General features: G+C 63.8%; 8 protein-coding genes. 2 read left to right on the top strand and 6 right to left on the bottom strand.

Going from position 1 to position 16,920, the window contains the following annotated elements:
• Window positions 1-156 precede the first annotated feature (156 nt).
• The gene (locus tag AAGD32_16315) at window positions 157-2,292 is read right to left on the bottom strand and encodes a VIT domain-containing protein (protein MEM8875812.1); all 2,136 of its coding nucleotides are present in this window, start codon (window positions 2,290-2,292) and stop codon (window positions 157-159) included.
• Between the two features lie 193 nt (window positions 2,293-2,485).
• On the opposite strand from AAGD32_16315, the gene AAGD32_16310 reads away from it, so the two are divergent.
• On the top strand, window positions 2,486-4,051 hold the full coding sequence (locus tag AAGD32_16310) for a sigma 54-interacting transcriptional regulator (GenBank protein MEM8875811.1): 1,566 nt from the start codon (window positions 2,486-2,488) through the stop codon (window positions 4,049-4,051).
• A gap of 121 nt (window positions 4,052-4,172) precedes the next feature.
• Here the strand turns inward: AAGD32_16310 and AAGD32_16305 are convergent, their stop codons facing one another.
• The 5 genes from AAGD32_16305 to AAGD32_16285 all read right to left on the bottom strand — a co-directional run bounded on the left by AAGD32_16305 (window position 4,173) and on the right by AAGD32_16285 (window position 11,670).
• The gene (locus AAGD32_16305; protein ID MEM8875810.1) at window positions 4,173-7,598 is read right to left on the bottom strand and encodes an efflux RND transporter permease subunit; all 3,426 of its coding nucleotides are present in this window, start codon (window positions 7,596-7,598) and stop codon (window positions 4,173-4,175) included.
• A gap of 82 nt (window positions 7,599-7,680) precedes the next feature.
• A complete protein-coding gene (locus tag AAGD32_16300; protein ID MEM8875809.1) occupies window positions 7,681-8,439 on the bottom strand; it encodes an SDR family oxidoreductase in 759 nt (252 codons plus the stop codon).
• Between the two features lie 69 nt (window positions 8,440-8,508).
• Window positions 8,509-9,546 carry a VOC family protein gene (locus AAGD32_16295; protein MEM8875808.1) on the bottom strand — a complete coding sequence of 346 codons (1,038 nt, stop codon included), beginning with the start codon at window positions 9,544-9,546 and terminating at the stop codon, window positions 8,509-8,511.
• Window positions 9,547-9,616: 70 nt separating this feature from the next.
• Entirely contained in the window at window positions 9,617-10,990 is a 1,374-nt protein-coding gene (locus AAGD32_16290; GenBank protein MEM8875807.1) for an efflux RND transporter periplasmic adaptor subunit, read from the bottom strand.
• 74 nt (window positions 10,991-11,064) lie between these two features.
• Window positions 11,065-11,670, bottom strand: a complete 606-nt coding sequence (locus tag AAGD32_16285; protein MEM8875806.1) for a TetR family transcriptional regulator C-terminal domain-containing protein — start codon at window positions 11,668-11,670, stop codon at window positions 11,065-11,067.
• A gap of 794 nt (window positions 11,671-12,464) precedes the next feature.
• On the opposite strand from AAGD32_16285, the gene AAGD32_16280 reads away from it, so the two are divergent.
• Window positions 12,465-16,920: choice-of-anchor Q domain-containing protein (locus AAGD32_16280; GenBank protein MEM8875805.1), on the top strand; the 4,456-nt coding region annotated here is incomplete at its 3' end.

Raw genomic sequence — 16,920 nt, 5'->3', positions numbered from 1 at the left:
CCCCCCCCCCCCGGTGGCGGCGCCCCCAAACCCCCACCCCTTGTGTGGTGCGGCCGCCCCCCCCCCCACCAAACGGGGGGGGGGGGGTCCCCGGGCGGGGGCCCCGCGCCCCCCCCCCCGCCGCGGAGTTCCGAACGATCGTTCGGAGGTCAAGGGTCATGAAGCCTCCCGCTTCCGCACACGGCGAACTATCACGCCGCCGCCCAGCAGCGTCAGCCCGACGACCGCGGACAGCGGATCGATGGCACCCCCGCCGCCTCCGCCGCCGAACCAGTCGAGGTCACCGCCGTTGGAGGGCGGCCGGCCGGGCGCGTCCGTCTCAACACGAACGATCGGTTCGCGCTCGATTCGGGCCTGATCCGGCTTTCCGCTCGAGTTGGACGCGAGCCGCGTCGGCCCTAACTCCGCCATCGACGCCTCACGCATCGCTTCCAGTTCGGCGTTCAGTTCGGCCCGGCGTTCCCGGTCCCGCGCCACCCGCAGTGCGTTCCGCCGGTCGATGTTCCATCGTTGATACTCGCCGTCGTTTTCCAACACGATGAACGAGGTGTACTCCGTGACGATCGAATACGCCTCGCCGAGCCGGACGATCTCTTCGATCACGGGCCGGTCGCGCACGCCGCTGGCGTCGGCGTCCTTGAGCAGCGTGTCGACGCGCTGCAGCGCCCACATGCGCTCGATCTCGGGGTTCTGCGTCGCGCGGTCGTTGTTGCGGTCGGGGAAAATCAGCGTCGTGTCCCGCACGACGGCCCGGCCGGCGATGGTCGCGTCGACGGTGACGGTCGCCTCGCCGCTGCCGCGGTAACGCCCGAAGACCCGCAGCGGCGCGCCGTGGTACAGGCTGGGCAGCACCGCCGGCTCGACGTCGTACGTGTCGACCCCGGCGATGCGGATCGCCAGGTCGGTCGCGGCGGGGCGGGTGAGTTTGCGGCGGAACGCCTCGGCCCGACGCTCGAAGTCGTCACCGCGCGAGAGGAAGTCTGCCAGCCCGCCGCTGCGTTGCGCGAGCTGTTCGAGCATCGGCCGGTTCACGTCGTTGCCCACGCCGATGGTGAACAGCCGCGCGTGGGCCGGACGTTGACGGGCGGCGGCCAGCAGCGTCGCCTGGTCGCGCTGCTCGGTCAGGCCGTCCGAGAGCACGACCACGTTCAGCGGCCGGTCGGGCTGCCCGTAACGCATCGCCGCCTCGATCGCGGGGCGCAGTTCGGTGCCGCCGCGGGCGTCGCGGCCGTTCAGGAATTCGCGAGCCCGGGCCAGCGCGTCGTCGCTCGACGCGGTCAGGTCGCCGAACAGCGTGGTCGGCACCGTGTTGAACGCCATGACCTCGAACCGGTCGTCCGGCCCGAGCGCCTCGATGAACTTGCCCAGCGACGCCGCGGACAGCCGCAGCTTCTGATCGTGACGCATCGAGCCCGACACGTCGAGCACGAACACGTAGTCCATGCCCGTGTCCAGCTTTGCCAGTTCCTGGCCGGGCGTGAGCGTGAGCATGAAGTAGCCGTCCTCGCCGTCGGGGCGGGACGTGATCAGGTCGAGGCCCGTCCGTGCGCGTTGGGTCTGGTACGCCAGCACGACGTCGCGGTCCACCGCGCCGCGGCCGCCGGTCAATTCCAGCGACGCCTCGTGGAAGCGGTCGTTGCGGCGCGTGAACACGAAGTCGTCCGCGTGGCTGGGGCTCTCCATCCCGGTGATCGGGATCTCGGAGAGCACCCGCATTGTCAGCGAGAACCGGCCGGTCACCGTGCTGTCCACGTCGCGCCGCGTCGTCGTCGATAGCGGGTAGATGTAGTCCGCCCAGTCGTGGTCCGTGTCCAGCTTCTGGTAGTACGTGATGCGGATGCGCTGCTCGGCGTTCGCGAAGATCGGGAAGATGCGCAGCTCGAACGTCTTGTAGTCGACCTGTTCGAGCAGCCCCGGGTCCTTGGGCCTGGGCTGCCGCCGGTAGCTTTCATAAACCTCGCGGGCGCGCTGCTTTTCCAACACCTCGCCAATCATCTCCTGACCGTTGATCCACATACTGAAGTTGGCGACCGACGCGCCCTCGGGCACGGGGAAGGTGTAGAGCGCCTCGACGGTGCGGTCTTCGGTGTTGAGGAAGACCTGGTCGACCTGCGTGACGGCGATGCCGTTGTTGATCGTGACCGTGACGTCGTGCTCAACCTGCTCGAGCACGCCGCCGAACGGGCCGTCCGCGACGAGCAGCCCGGCCGCACGAATCGGCATGGTGGGCAGCAGGCACAGCAGCGCCAGCACGGCGGGGACGAGGCGAGACAAGAGACGGACGCGCGGCATGGAAACCTCCCTGGATAAGAGCGGGCCGGCACCCTCGGCCGGCTTCTCCCTTCAATGCGAAGGCCGTGCCGAAGCGGCGGACTGAACGAAAGCCGTTTCAGAGACTGGATTTGCGACTGGGATCGTAGATGGGCGTATGTATCTGTGGCGAAGCTTTGAACATCTGATGATCGGGTTGATGTACATTTGATGTATGAGTTTTTTCGACGCGTCGCAGCGCAATCTGGTCGGAGCCGTCGCCGAACTGGCGTTCTGCAACCCGTTCGAGCCGCGGCGGATCGACGCAGAGCGGCGCGCTTTGGGGCGGGACGGCCCGGCGGGCTCGGCGGTGTGGTCGCTTGACGCGGGCAGCCCGGAGGGTCGGCCGGAGCTACGCGAATTGGCGGATCGGTTGGCACCCGCGCTATCGCGAGCGCGGGCCAAGCTCGCGGAGGGGGCCAAGCCCTCTCCCGCGGATTTGGCTGCCTATGAGGACGCAACGCTGTACCTGCTTTACGACCGTTATCGCGACCGGCTCGAGCAGCTCTATCGCACCGCGGCGGCGGGGCGGGGGCAGGGGCGCGGCACGACGGTCAAGTGGTGGCCGGCGTTCGAGGCCGAGTTCGATCACCTGCTGCGGCCGGCGGGGGCGCCGCTGGTCACCGACTACGAGCCGGCCCATGTGCTCGCCTGCTTCTTCCAGATCCGTCGCGCGTTCGACGCGATCTTTACGGCGATCGTCGGGCGCTCGCCGTGCCTCGCGTCGCTGCGGGCGCGGTGTTGGGAGTCGGTCTTCACCGCCGACCTGCGGGCTTACTACCGCGGGTTGTACCGCAAGATGGACGGCTTCCCCACGCTCATCGTCGGCCCCACCGGCACGGGCAAGGAACTCGTCGCCGGCGCGATCGGCCGGTCGCGATACATCGCCTTCGACGCGGATACCCGCCGCTTCACGGAAAAGATCGATGGCGGCTTCTTCGCGCTCAACCCCGCCGCGCTGCCCACGCCGCTGATCGAGTCGGAGCTGTTCGGGCACGTCCGCGGCGCGTTCACCGGCGCCGTCTGCGACCACACCGGCTACCTCGAAGCCTGCCCGCCGCGCGGCGCGGTGTTCCTCGACGAGATCGGGGAGCTCGACCCGGCCGTCCAGGTCAAGCTGCTGCGGGTGCTGCAGACCCGCACATTCAGCCGTGTCGGCGAAACCCGCAGCCGGACGTTCGCCGGCAAGCTGATCGCCGCGACGCACCGCGACCTGCCGGGCATGATGGCCGACGGCGGCTTCCGCACAGACTTCTATTACCGGTTGTGTGCCGATGTGGTGAGGACCCCGAGCCTGCGCGAAGTGCTGGATGGTCGGCCGGACGATCTGCAGGACCTGGTGCGTTTCCTCGCGACGCAGGCCGCTGGCGACTCGCCCGATGCCGAGGCGTTGACGCAGCGGGCGTTGGACTGCGTACACCGCAGCTACGGCCGCGCGTATGCTTGGCCGGGCAACGTGAGAGAGCTGGAGCAATGCGTCCGTGCCCACCTGATCCGGCGAGACTACGTGCCGTTCTGTCAAGAAAAGAGCCCGAAGCGCGTGGCCAAAGACTGGGACGGGCTGTTCGAACGGGCGGACGCGACGGCGGAGTCGGTGTTGAGCCGGTATGCGCAGCGGGTCTACGAGAAGTCGGGTACCTACGCGGAAGCGGCACGCGTCATGGACCTAGACCGGCGAACGGTCAAGCGGTTGTTGGACGCCGCGCGCGGTGCGTCGGAAATGATCGTGACCGCAGGCTGAATCAACGCGCGATCAAGAAAGCAGATCCGAAGCCGGTTGGCAACACCGACCTGCCGATGCGATGCGATTCATTCACTGCAGGTGGCATCTCGGTCTAAACAACCGATGGCAGGCGACACCGTTAGGCCGTCGCAGCCATCGCCGCGCTTCCTTGGTGCCGACTGACCAGCGATCGAAGCTCAAACACCGCGCTGAGGATCACCGGCACCAACACCAGCGTGAACACCGTCGAAATCAGCAGCCCGCCCACCACCACGGCGCCCAGACCGCGGTACAGCTCCGAGCCCGAGCCGGGCAGCAGCACGAGCGGCAACATCCCGCCCACCGAGGTCAGCGTGCTCATCATGATCGGCCGGACGCGGCTGGCGGTCGCGCGGGCGATCGCTTCGCGCGCCGGCAGCGGGTCGCAGCAGTCGGCCTCGTCGGCCTTGCCCCGCAGGTAGTTCAGCGACTGGTGCACCAGCAGGATCGCGTTGTTCACCACCACGCCGGCCAGGATCACGAAGCCCAGGATCGTCAGCACGTCGAGGTTCTGCACGGGCATGTACCGGTCGGCGACCGACCATTCGTGCACGATGGCCAAGCCCAAGAACCCGCCGAACGTGGCGAGCGGCACGCTCACCATGATCACCAACGGGTACGTCCAGCTCTGGAACAGCACCACCATCACCAGGTACACGATCGCAAACGCGAGGAACAGCGAGCTGCCCATCGTGCCCAGCAACGTGCCGTCGCCCAGCAGCGCGGCGCGGATGTCGTTGAGCGCCCCGGCCGAGCCCGCCTGCGACACCTCGATGCCCGGCGCGATCTCGCCGGTGCCGCGTAGCTCGTCCACCAGTTCGTCCACCCGCGCGATCGCGTCGGACAGCGGCACGGTCGGGGGCGGTGTGAACTGCAGGGTCACGGCCCGGGTGCGGTTCGCGTGCTTGATCTGGTCGGCCTCGCGCACGTGATCCACCGACGCCAGCGAACGCAGGTCCAGCACGTGGCCCGTGGGTGCCGCGATCGGGGCGTTGAGCATCGCGTCGATCGGGGCGTCGGCGGTCAGCGCGTCCTGAGTGATGAGCTTGATGTCCTTGAGCTCGCCGCTCATCTGGAACTGCCGGGGCATCACATAGCCGTCGCCGTTGATCGCCACGGCCAGCCCCACGTCGCTGCGGGTCAGGCCCAGGTCGCGGATGCGTTCGTCGTTTGGCTTGATGCGCAGCTCGGGCGTAGGCAGCATGAAGTTCACCGGCTCGGGCGTGACCGTTCCTGGGCCGTATTCATCGAAGAGCCGCACGAACAGCGCCGCCCCCGCGTCGGACACTTGGTCGAGGTCTTCGCCGGCCAGATCGATCTTGATCGCTGAGCCCGTCGTGCCGCCGGTGCGGAACAGCGGGAACTGGAACGTGAACCCGAACACGTCGCCGCTCGTCACCTCCTGCCGCGAGGCGTGGTTGAGCAGCGGCACCGTGTCCACCACCTTGCTCGGGTCGCGCGGGATGCCCGCTTGGAACAGCCGGCCGTCGAAGGCCACCATGAAGTGATGATCGAGCATCGGCGCTTCCACCTGCAAATCAGGGTCGTCCGGATCACCGGCCGGGATCATGAACGTCCGCCCCGTACCCTCCGATCGCTCGCCGCGGATCAGGGACTCGGCCACGAACTTGTCTTCGGTCGCCTCCCACGCGGGCTGCACGGTTTCTTGGATGCGCTCGCCCATTTCGCGGAGTTGATCCAGCGTGTACCCCGGCGGGGGCACCATCACGTTGAACGCCAAGTTGCGGTTGCCGCGTGGCAGGTAGTCCATCGGCGGCAGCAAGAGATACGTGCCCACGCTCGTCACCGAGCCGAACGCCGCGATGATCGCCAAGCGCCGCGGCCACGTGCCGATCAGCCCGTGGATCATCGCTCCCACTAATTCCGGGAACCGACCCGCGGCGCGAGAAGCGTTTTGGAACTTGGTTTTCACGGCCGCGAACGCTCGGCCGAGGCCCGTCCGCGGCGGCGAGGTTGTCACGGCTTCGTCTTCATCCGGCCGGACCTTCGGCTTGAGCAGCCGCGCCGCCGCCGACGGGATCACCGTCAGCGACACGATCAGCGAAAGGGCCACCGCCGCCATGATCGCGATCGCGATGTCTCGGAAGAGCTGCCCCGCCTGCTCCTGGATCAGCAGGATTGGGAAGAACACCACCAGCGTCGTCGCCGTCGAGGCCAACACCGCGCCGGCCACTTCCTTCGCGCCGTCGGTCGCGGCTTTGCGCGGCGTCTTGCCCATCTCCAGGTGACGGAAGATGTTTTCGATCACCACGATCGCGTTGTCCACCACCATCCCCACGGCGAACGCCATGCCCGCCAGCGAGATGATGTTGATCGACCGGCCCATCGCCACCATCACCACCATCGACGCGATCACCGAGATCGGGATCGCCACCGCGATGATGCCGATCGTCCGCAGCGACCGCAGGAACAGCAGCAGCGTGATCACCGCCAACGTCCCGCCCACCAGGATGTTGCCCTGCACCAACGCGATCGCGTCCTTCACGTAGGTCGAGCTATCCCAGGTCTGCACCAGTTCGAGCGTGCCGTCGATGCCCTGGCGCTTCGCTTCCTGTTCGAGCAGGCCGCCGGGTTGGTTGAGCAGCCGCACCTCTTCCTGAATGCCGGCCATGGTCTCGAGCATGTTTCCGCCCGGGGCCATCTGGAAGTTGAAGAACGGCATCAGCACGCCGCGGGCCTTCACCCAGTCGGTCGGCTCCTTGTAGGAAAGCGCCACCTCGGCCACGTCACGGACGTACACCGGCCCGGCCTCGTCGCGGCGGATCACCGTGCTCGCTACTTCTTCCACGTCCTCGAACCGGCCCACCGATCGGACCCGCAGGTCGTTCTTGCCGTCCGCGAGCCGACCGCCGGAAAAGTTTTCGTTGGTCCGCTCGATGGCGGTCATCAACTCCCGATACGTGATGCCGCGCTGCGCCAGCGCCACCGGGTTCAGCCGCACCTGCACCTCCGACTCCCGGCCGCCGCGGATGCCCACCTCAAGCACACCGGGGATGCGCTCGAAGCGCTGCTTGAGACGCCGCTCCATAAAGTCGTACATCGTGGTCGTGTCGAAATCCGGGTCGGTGGCCGAGAGCCCGATCCAGGCCATGTAGTCCACCGACTCGGGATCGATGCCTTCGAGCGCCGGTTCGTCCACGCCCTCGGGGTAGCCGGGCACCTCGGAGAGCTTCTGGTCCACCTCGGCCAGCGCCTCGTTGATATCGGTTCCGGTCGCAAACTCCAGCCGCACTTGCCCGCTGCCCGACTGGCTCACGCTGGTCATCGACACGAGGTTCGACACTTCGCCAAGGAAACGCTCCTGCTGTTCCACCACGTCGGACTCGATCTCCGCCGCCGACGCGTTCTCCCAATCCGTGGTCACGGAGATCACCACCGAGTCCACCGCCGGCGACATCTGGATCGGCACGGAGGTCATCGCGATCACCCCGGCCATGACCGCGAGGATCACGCCCACGGACACGGTGATCGGCTGCTTCACGGCGAGTTCGATAAGGCGGTTCATGAGGCTCTCTCGGTCGGAGTGATGACGTTCGATAGAAGCGTCACGGGTCGTGATCAGGCCGCCCGCGACGGCGTCGGGCGGGTCACAAGTTCATGCCGCCGCTGGCTTCGATGCGCTGCCCGGTCACCCAGCGCGAATCGTCCGAGGCCAAAAACGCAATGGCATCGGCGATGTCGTCGGGACGCCCCGGCCGGCCCAGAGCGGTCAGCCCCGAGATGTGTGCCTGCACCTGGGGGTCGTTCAGCCATTCGTTCATGTCGGTTTCGGTCGCACCGGGCGCGATGCTATTGACCGTGATGCCGCGTCGCCCGAGGTCTTTCGCCAGGTGTTGGGTGAACACGTCGATCGCCCCCTTGGTGGACGCGTAGGCCGTGTACTGCGGCATCGAGAAGCGGGTCAGGCCGGTCGACAGGTTGATGATCCTTCCACCATCGAGCATCCGTTGGGCCGCTCGTTGGGCGGTGAAGAACGCGCCTTTGACGTTGAGGTTGTAAAGCCGATCGAACTGCTCTTCCGTGGTGTCGGCGAACGTCACCTCGGCGTTCACCCCGGCGTTGTTCACCAGCACGCCTAGATACGGCTGGCCGTCGTGCCCCCACGCCGCGTCTAGTTGCTCGAACATCGCGTCGATCCCGGCCAACGAACTCAGGTCGCCTCCGACCACGGTCGACCCGCTGATCTCCTGTGCCACGGCTTCGGCGGCTTGCTGGTTCCGGGCGTAGTGGATGGCCACGCGAAACCCGTCGGCGGCCAATCGCGTCGCGGCGGCCTTGCCCAGGCCTCGGGAAGACCCGGTGATCAACGCGGTTTTTGCAACGTGGGGAAATGTTTCGCTAGGCATCAGGAGTACTCCAAAGCGTTAGAAAATCGAAGTCGATCGGGGGAACGTAGGCATGACTCATGCCGGGCATCAGGGCATCGGCTCGGGATTCGCGTCGGACGTGAGATGTTCGTGGATGATCTTCCAGCCGTCGCCGGTGCGCCGCATCACGATCGTGCCGAATTGGCGGATGCGGAACGCGTCTTCGTAGGCTTGGTCTTCGCCGCCGGAGAACACAAAGCTCGCCACCGCCAGGTCGCCGTCGAGAGAGACCTCGGCCGGACGTTCGAGCACTATGCGGAAGCCGCGCATCGACGCCATCATCGGCTCCCATTGCGCCGCGTACTGATCGAAGTTGTCGAGCTCGATCACACCGCCGGCCACGTTGTCGAACACCGTCACCGCATCGTCGCCCGCGGCGTACAGCGGACGCATCGGCTCGCTACGCCATGCGGCGTCGCCGGGGCTCCAACCCTCGATCCATTGATCCAGGATCGCCCGCACCTTCGCTTCGTCGCTCATCGGTGGGTCTTTCGGCTGCTTCCAATCGGCCTTCCCGGCCAGCACGTTGTTCCCGGCCATCGGGCCCTTGAATTCGATGACGTTGCCGTCCGGGTCTTGGATGAAGCCCACCCGCACGCCCAGGGCCGGAAAATCGATCGGGCCGGAAAAGGTAGGCGTCCCACGCTGGGCCAGTTCGGTGAGCGTGGCGTCCACGTCGTCCACGAGGAAGCACAGGTGCGTGAAGCCCCGTTGGGCGAAGTGCTCCGCAAAGTCGGCAGGGGTTGGCAGGGCGGCGGTTTGGTCGCCGGTCGGCGCGGATACCAGCTCGATCAGGAAGCCGTTGCGTTCGAGGTACGAGAGCCGCGTGCCGTCGAGCCCGTCTACGGTCCACTCCACCACGGGCTCAAAGCCGAGGGTCTCCCGATACCAGCGGTCGCTGGTCTCGAAGTCGGCCGCGTGAACCATCACGTGGTCGATCTTCATCGAGGCCAGCGGATCGACCGTCGGCGAAGAAGTCATTTGGGGTTTGGGCGCTTGGGCGTGGGCGCTCAACGCGCCGGCCAGGGTGCCGAAGGCGGTGGCGAGGGCGAGCGTGGTTGAAGTCGAGAAAAGATGCGTCGGCATGGCTGGGTTTCCTTGCGGTTTAAAGTTGAAGCGGGCAGCGTCCGGTGAAGCGGGACCTGTCATCTCGAAATCACTCGCCCAGCGCCAGCCGGGCGTCGTCGTCGGCCACGTCGGGGTTGAGGATGGTCACGGTCGTCTCGGTCCGCAGGCGCTCGTTGCCCTCAATCACCACCCGGTCGCCTGCGCTCAGATCACCCGCGGCGAGCGCCACCCGGCCCTCGGTCTCGAAGAGGATCCGCACGTCGTTTCGCACGGCCTGCTCTTCCCCATCGCCGGTCTCCACCACGAACACGTGGGCGCCGCGGGCGGAACGAATCACGGCGTCGCGGGGCACGGTGATGTGCGGTCGCGCGGCACCCGACGGCACCCACGCCGTCACCGACATGCCGGGGCTCAGGCGCTCGCCGTCGTTGGCGAACGCCACCAACACGGGGAACGTGCGAGCCCGCGCGTCCACCTCGGGCACGGCCCGGATCGCGGCCGTGGTGACCGAGCCGGTGGGCGTCTCGAGGCGGATGCGGGCGTCGTCGCCGGCTTCGCTCAGCGCCGCGGCGAAGCGTTCGGGCACCTCGAGCCGGGCTTCGATGTTTCCGGACGACACCAGCGTCACGATCGCGTCGCCGGGGTCCACCCATTCGCCGGGCTCCACGTGGCGGGCCACCACGCGGCCATCGAACGGCGCGAGGATGCTTAAGTCGTCGAGTTGGATCTGCGCCAGTTCGCTAAGACGCTCCGCCGCGTCGGCTTGGAGCCGGGCAGACTCGAGCCGCGCTTCGGCCACTCGGACCGCGGTCTGGCCGTCGCGTAGTTCGCGTTGCGTGGTTGCGTCACGTTCGGCCAGGGCTTCCAGCTGCTCGAGGTCGCTTTGGGCTTGCGCGAGTTCGGCCTGCCGTTCCATGGTGATTGCTTGGCGAGCGAGCAGTTCGGCCTGTGTCTCGGCCAGGTGAGCGCGGTGTCGGGCGTCGTCGATCGCGGCGATACGCTGGCCGGCCGTCACGGCGTGGCCTTCGTCCACCATGACTTCGGCGATCGCGCCCGCTTCTTCAGCCGCCACCGAAGAGCGCGAAATCGCCTGGAGGCTGCCGGTCACGCGTTGGTGTTCGGCCACCGTTTCTTGGATCGCCGCGGCGATCCTCACGGGAGTCCCCGCGGTTTGCGCTTCGGCCGCACCGAAACTGGCACCGAGCAGCAGGCCCCCGCCGATGATCGCGGCTTGGACCATCCGTCCGATGCGAGTGCCGTTGCCTGACGCGCCAAGCCGATCCAGCGCTCGCCGTAGCGTTGAAGCCCGTTCGGCGTGCTCGGCCGAGTCGTGCAGTCGACCGTCTATCGCGGCGAGGAGCTGAGCGTGCCGCGCCCGGGCCAATTGACGCTCGATCGTCTCCCGATTTTCATTGTTGGCTAGGGCGGCAGGACTCGTAATGGCGGAAAGAAAAGAGTTCATGGGGTCGTCCTCGGAGCGGTTTATGAATTTCCTGTTAAAAATTAGACCAGTCGTCTAGTTACCGGGCAAAAAAATCAACGGATTGCGAGCATGTGGTCAAACACCATCTCGATGAAGTCGCGGATCGCCTGTGTGCTACGCATAATCTGGGTTTGCACGGCCACGCCCTCCCAGGCGTCCAGCAGAAACGAAGCAAGCAGGTCCGGGTCCCAGGATTCCGCGATTTCGCCATGTTCTTGCGCTTCACGTAAACACCGGGCGAAGATTGATTTCCAGTGCCCCATGCCGGATTTCAGGGCTTCTTGCATGTCGGGGCTCATCGAAGCCACGTCCATGCCGAGTTTGGCCACCAGACAAGTCTGGTCAAAGCCGTTTTTGTCGTACCAGCCTTCTGCATCCTGGAAATGCGACCTCAGTCGATCGATCGCCGGCTTGCGACGGTCGGTGAGCTTCTGCGTGAGTTTGAGGCCGTAGCGGGCGGTAAAGTCCTCCACGATCGCCACGCCAAAGTCCTCCTTGGACTTAAAGTAGTGGTAGAACGAACCTTTCGGCACGCCCGCGGTCTTGAGGATTTCGTTGAGCCCGCAGCCGTGGTAGCCCTTCTGGCCGATGACGTCGGTGCCTACCTCGATCATGCGTTCACGGACATCCGTTTTTTCACTCGGAACCGTGGTGTTCATGGCTTTAGAATAGACCAGTCGTCTTGTTATGTCAACGCCCGGCGTAAAAATTCTTGTTAGCAGGCCTAGTTGTGTCTTTGAGGTCGAGGTTGAGGCGCGGTGACTGCGGTGTTCTTGGTTGCTGCTCGCTTCTTGCATCTCGATGTTCAACGCGTGAACGTCTGGGTTGGCCCGTGCTGGCCCGAAGGGGCGCCGCTTCGAGTTCTCGCGAGGCGGTCCATTGAGCCGCTTGTGAACGGGTTTGACGAGATGGGCTGAACCAAAGACATATATTTCTTATAAAAAGTTACGAGAGGGTGTCTCGTTAACTATTTTCTGCGAAGTTATCAACGTGATATGACCAATGCCTTGTGGTGCTTTAGATTTCTTTGGGTCGTTCGAGGGCGTCGGCGCACCTATCTCTGCGTCAGTTTTTCTACGTTCGAATGGGACCGATGCGCCGGATCTTTGGGGTGACAAACGGCTGGTTCGGTCACAGAATGCTCGTCGCCTGTCGGCCTAAAACACTTGTAAATCAAGTTAAAAATCAATCTACTGGGGTTGGGGTGTGATAGAGGTGGGTGGCGGTGAGTCATGGGGCCACGTCTTGCGGTAAGCATGCCTGAGTGACCAAGAGATCGTGTCGATCAAAAATCCAAATACGTATTCAACCTACTTGCATGTATCCCACGTGTGTACTACAAGAACTTGTGTAGACGGGTATTTTTTCTGGGTCCTTTCGCACGGGAGACATCATGCCGCGTTGGTGCAAACTGCTTCAGCATTGGTCTTTTTTGCATGCGCGTCGAGAGGCGATGCGTGACCGGGCGCGATATTCGATCCCGCGGCACGCCGGCAAACTCGAGCCGCTCGAGCCCCGGATGCTGCTCTCCTCCACGCCGATTGTGGTGGATGATCTCACGGACAGGGATGACGACAACACGGGTGCCGAACACAAGACGCTTCGTGACGCCATCGCCGAGGCTGCGGCGACTCCCGGTGCCGACACGATCACGTTTTCGGAGACCGCGTTCGGAACGGCTCCGGTGACCATTCAATTAGTCCAGGGAGCCTTGATGATCGACGACCCCGACGGGGTGACGATACAAGGCCCCGGGGCCGACTTGCTGACGATTCAGGGGGACGGCGGAAACGCGGTTTTCGATTTGCCTCAGCGTAATGGAGCGGGTATCGCTTCTCAGTTCACGCTTAGTCGAATGAAGCTGAGTGGGGGAACATACGGATTAAACATTAGGCCTGCGAACGGCGATCATCAAGTTGAATTAGATCAGTTATTGATTAGCGATAATACTACGGGAGGTATTCATAGCCTTGGCGATTTGCGAGTCGCCAATTCAGCAATCGTCGAAAACGATGGCGTCGGTATCAGCAGCAGCTTGGGTGATCTTGTGGTGGTGAACACCACGGTTTCGGGTAACCGAACCGCCACCGGCGCGACCGCCGGAATCTACAGCGGCTTCCGGACCAATACAACACTGCGCAATGTCACCGTTACCAACAATCACGCCTTGGCCGACGAAACCGATCCGGCCTTGATATCCGAAGCCCAGGCAATCGAAGCGGGCCTGTGGAGCGTCGTGACGTTGCACAACTCGATTGTTACGGACAACTACGCCGGACAGTCCCCGGTGATCATGGCGGATTTGGATTATTACGATTACACCCAGCCGGGGCCTCCCGACGGGCGTATCGATCCGGACAGCTCATTTAATTTAATCGGCTACGCCGCAGCCGGAGCCTTTTCGCCCAACAACGCAACCAACTTGGTGGGGGTCCCGGGCGGAACCGACAATCCAGACGCCAAGCTGGCTCCGCTGGCGTCCAACGGGTCGCCGCTCAAGACCCATGCTCTGCTGCCCGGCAGCGACGCGATCAACGCGGGGAGCGAGGGCTTGGCTCTTGAGTCCGACGGGGCCACGCCGCTCGAGTACGACCAACGCGGGAGAGGCAACCCGCGCGTCCTCGGGCCGGCCGTCGATATCGGTGCTTTTGAGGCCCTATACGAACCCGCCCTGCACCTCACGGCTAACCCGGACGTTACTTCCATCGACGAGACGGCCTCGACCGTAGCGCAGATCGTGGCCACGATCACGCCCCACCAACTTGGATCCGATTTCGCACCGAGCGACTTCGTCCTCCGTGGTGCCGATGCGGATCTTTTTGAGGTCGTGACGCATGCCGACGCCCCGTTTGCGTTGCGGCTTCGCGCCGGTCAGCCGATCGATTTTGGGATTAGCCCGGTCCTCGACGTAACCGTTGAGACCGTTTCGGCCGGCGTTACGTACGCGGCCGGCTTCAGCCTGCCGGTCAACGCTCTTTATCCATCCATACCGACCACACAGATCAGTCAAGGGCTTCAAGACGCGATCCGCGACAGCCTCGGCTTCACGGACGCCGATCGACCGCTGCAAACCGGCGACCTGGCGCGAGTCATCGAGCTCTATGGAGACCCGGCCCAAATCGGTGACCTCGAAGGCCTGGCTCAGTTGGTCAACCTGGAACGCCTGGTGTTGGCGCCCCGGAGCTTCGATACGGCGGGAGGACCGCTGGAACTAGGCCCCTCGGTAAAAAACGACCTGGGCAACCTGACTTATGTCCAGATTCAAGGGGCCGGCATCACGGATGCCGGGCTGGCCGCCTTGGCGGATTGGCTACCCACCGGCGTTGAGACACTGGACCTGCTCTACAACGAGGTCACGAGTCTGCCGTCCGATCTCTTGGCGTCGAATCGGCTGCCGGACCTTCAAGAGTTGCGTTTGCACGGCAACCCGATCGCCGAGCCAGGTCGGGCTTTGGCTAATGAAGACGGCACGAATAACCCGCTGGAGGCGCTCAAGGGATCGTTAGTGCAGCTCGACATCGTCTCGGCCGATCCCGACCTGGCGGTCTACGCAGAAGGCGAGAACGACCCGGTGAAAGACCTCGCTCGCCGGCTGTACTACCTGCCGACGCGGATGTTCGAGTGGGTGCGGAACAATGTTGAATTGGATATCTATCACGGGTTTATACGCAGCGCCCAAGCCGTGCTTGAGACTCGTCGCGCCAACGATTTTGATACAGCTTTGTTGCTCAAGGAACTTTTAGAGCATAGTGGCTTCACGTACGGAACCGATCTGCATTTGCGCTACAGCCTGGTCGATGCGCCGGCATCCGCCGTGAAACATTGGTTGGGCGTTCAAAATACCGAAGCGGCGTTGGATGTGCTCGGACTGATGTCCCCCAAAGACGATCTTCCGTCGCTCGCAAACGACGACAGCATTGTTTTTAACCACGCTTACCTCGAATGGCGTCCTACCCCGAATGGGGCGACCCTGGTTTTAGACCCCTCGTGGAAGTTTAAAGATCTCGCTAGTGAGGCACACGAGCTCCTTCGTAACCTCCACCGAGATCACGATCTGGGAGTCGACGGCGAGCTTAAGTTTGAGGAAAACGATTTCAATCACGCCGATGACTCTGATCGGGACGGCAATAATCTCAACGACGGATTTTTGGATCGCGAAAGACCTGTCGATGCCAGTGATTTCTACGCCGATCAGGTCCGCCGGCACTTGGCGGCGAATTACACCGGCAGTACCGTCGCCGAAGTTTCGTACGACGGCCCGATCATTCCCGTGGCAGTGTCGGACCTTGGCACGCCCCTACACGATTGGTCACGCGTCGATACGGTGCAACTCCAGAGCGTCCGCTCCGGCTCGAACTTATCAGTATCGGCGAACACGGTCGTTGACGCGTATCTGTCCGGCGATCGGGATTTGTGGGTTGATTTGAACGCGGACCCGCAGACCCTCGATCCGGTGTCGCTCGCCCATGGCGTGGCGATCAAGATCGCCCCCACGTCCGCCACCCCGCCCAACACGCTTCGCGAGGCCATCGACGACGGCTTCAGCTTCGTCGCTCTCGAAGAGTTCGCTCGACACGCTTGGGTCACCAAGAGTACGCCGACTGCAAACGGCCACACGATCCGCCTCTATCGCGACGGAGAGGTTTACGCCCCCGTCCAGCCGATCAATTTAGCGAGCGGTCAATCCGAATACCGCCTTATCGTCAAAACCTACACGCCCGCCGCCTACGGACAAGATTTATTTTCCTATTCGCCTAATCTCAATGTCATTCGGCAGATCAACCAACTCGTCACGTTCGGGGTGGACGCCGGGCAGGACAGCGTGTATTCGATCGCCCGAAAGCGGGCCGAGTACACCGAGGCGGTGACGCGTCGACTCGAATCTCCGTTTGATCCCGGCGTTACGGGCGATCTGAATCTGAGCGGGACCGCCGAAGACGAAGATGTCACGATCATCGGTGCGCTCGCCGATTTAACCCAAACCGAATATCAGTTCAGGACGCGGGAAGCGGAAGCCAAACTCGCCGGCCTATTCGGCTTTGTCGATAATCTCACCTTCTTGGGGCTCGGGACGGTCACCGCCGACATCGAAGACGGTTATCAAATTGAGGAGACGTTGCAGAGCCGTATCCTGCCCGATCAGCTGTGGGTTGATCAATCTGCCATCACGGCGGTCACCCAACTGATCGGTGTGACGGAGACTTATGTCAACGAAAACTTGTTTGGCGCGCAGAACGCGACATCTTTTCTCACCGGCTACCGGCGTGCGGCGGCGTGGATTAGCAGTGGCTACGAGCACGAGGTGATCGAAGACATCACCAATGCGGCGTCTGCGGCCTCGACGGTCAAAGCGATCCAAATCGCTAACTCCCATGGTTCTGGAGTCATCGAAGTCACGTCGTTGTCTCAAGCAAATGCACTAGTCACGTTTCAGAACCCCGAACCGAACTCGACTGAAGCCGGTTACAACAACGCGGTAGGCCGCATCCGGCAGGGATTTGCCAATGGCGGGACACTGATCTCAGCCATTATTCCGCGTCCCCAAGATCTGATCTCGATCACCGATGGCAGCGGTAGCCTATGGTTTGGCTATTACTTAGATCGTGCGAACGGTAAAGAATTTAAGATTTCTAGCGACTCGATCGTTGACGATATCAACGGCGGCCTCACGGTGACGCCGGTCCGGCCCGACAGCACCCCGCCTATCGAAGTACGCACCAACCAAACCACGGGTATCGGTGACCCCGTCAACCCTGCCGATGGCCACGTGTATCACGTGGAAACCGACGTCGTCATTCCCAATCAAGGCGTGCCGATCGCGTTTGCCCGTAAGTACCAGAGCACCCACGTCGATGATGATTTGTATTACGACAGCGACCGCGGGCTTGGGCGGGGTTGGTCGTTCAGCT

The sequence above is a fragment of the Planctomycetota bacterium genome (assembly GCA_039182125.1).
GTDB lineage: Bacteria > Planctomycetota > Phycisphaerae > Tepidisphaerales > Tepidisphaeraceae > JBCDCH01.
This window is presented reverse-complemented; position numbering and strand designations above follow the sequence as displayed.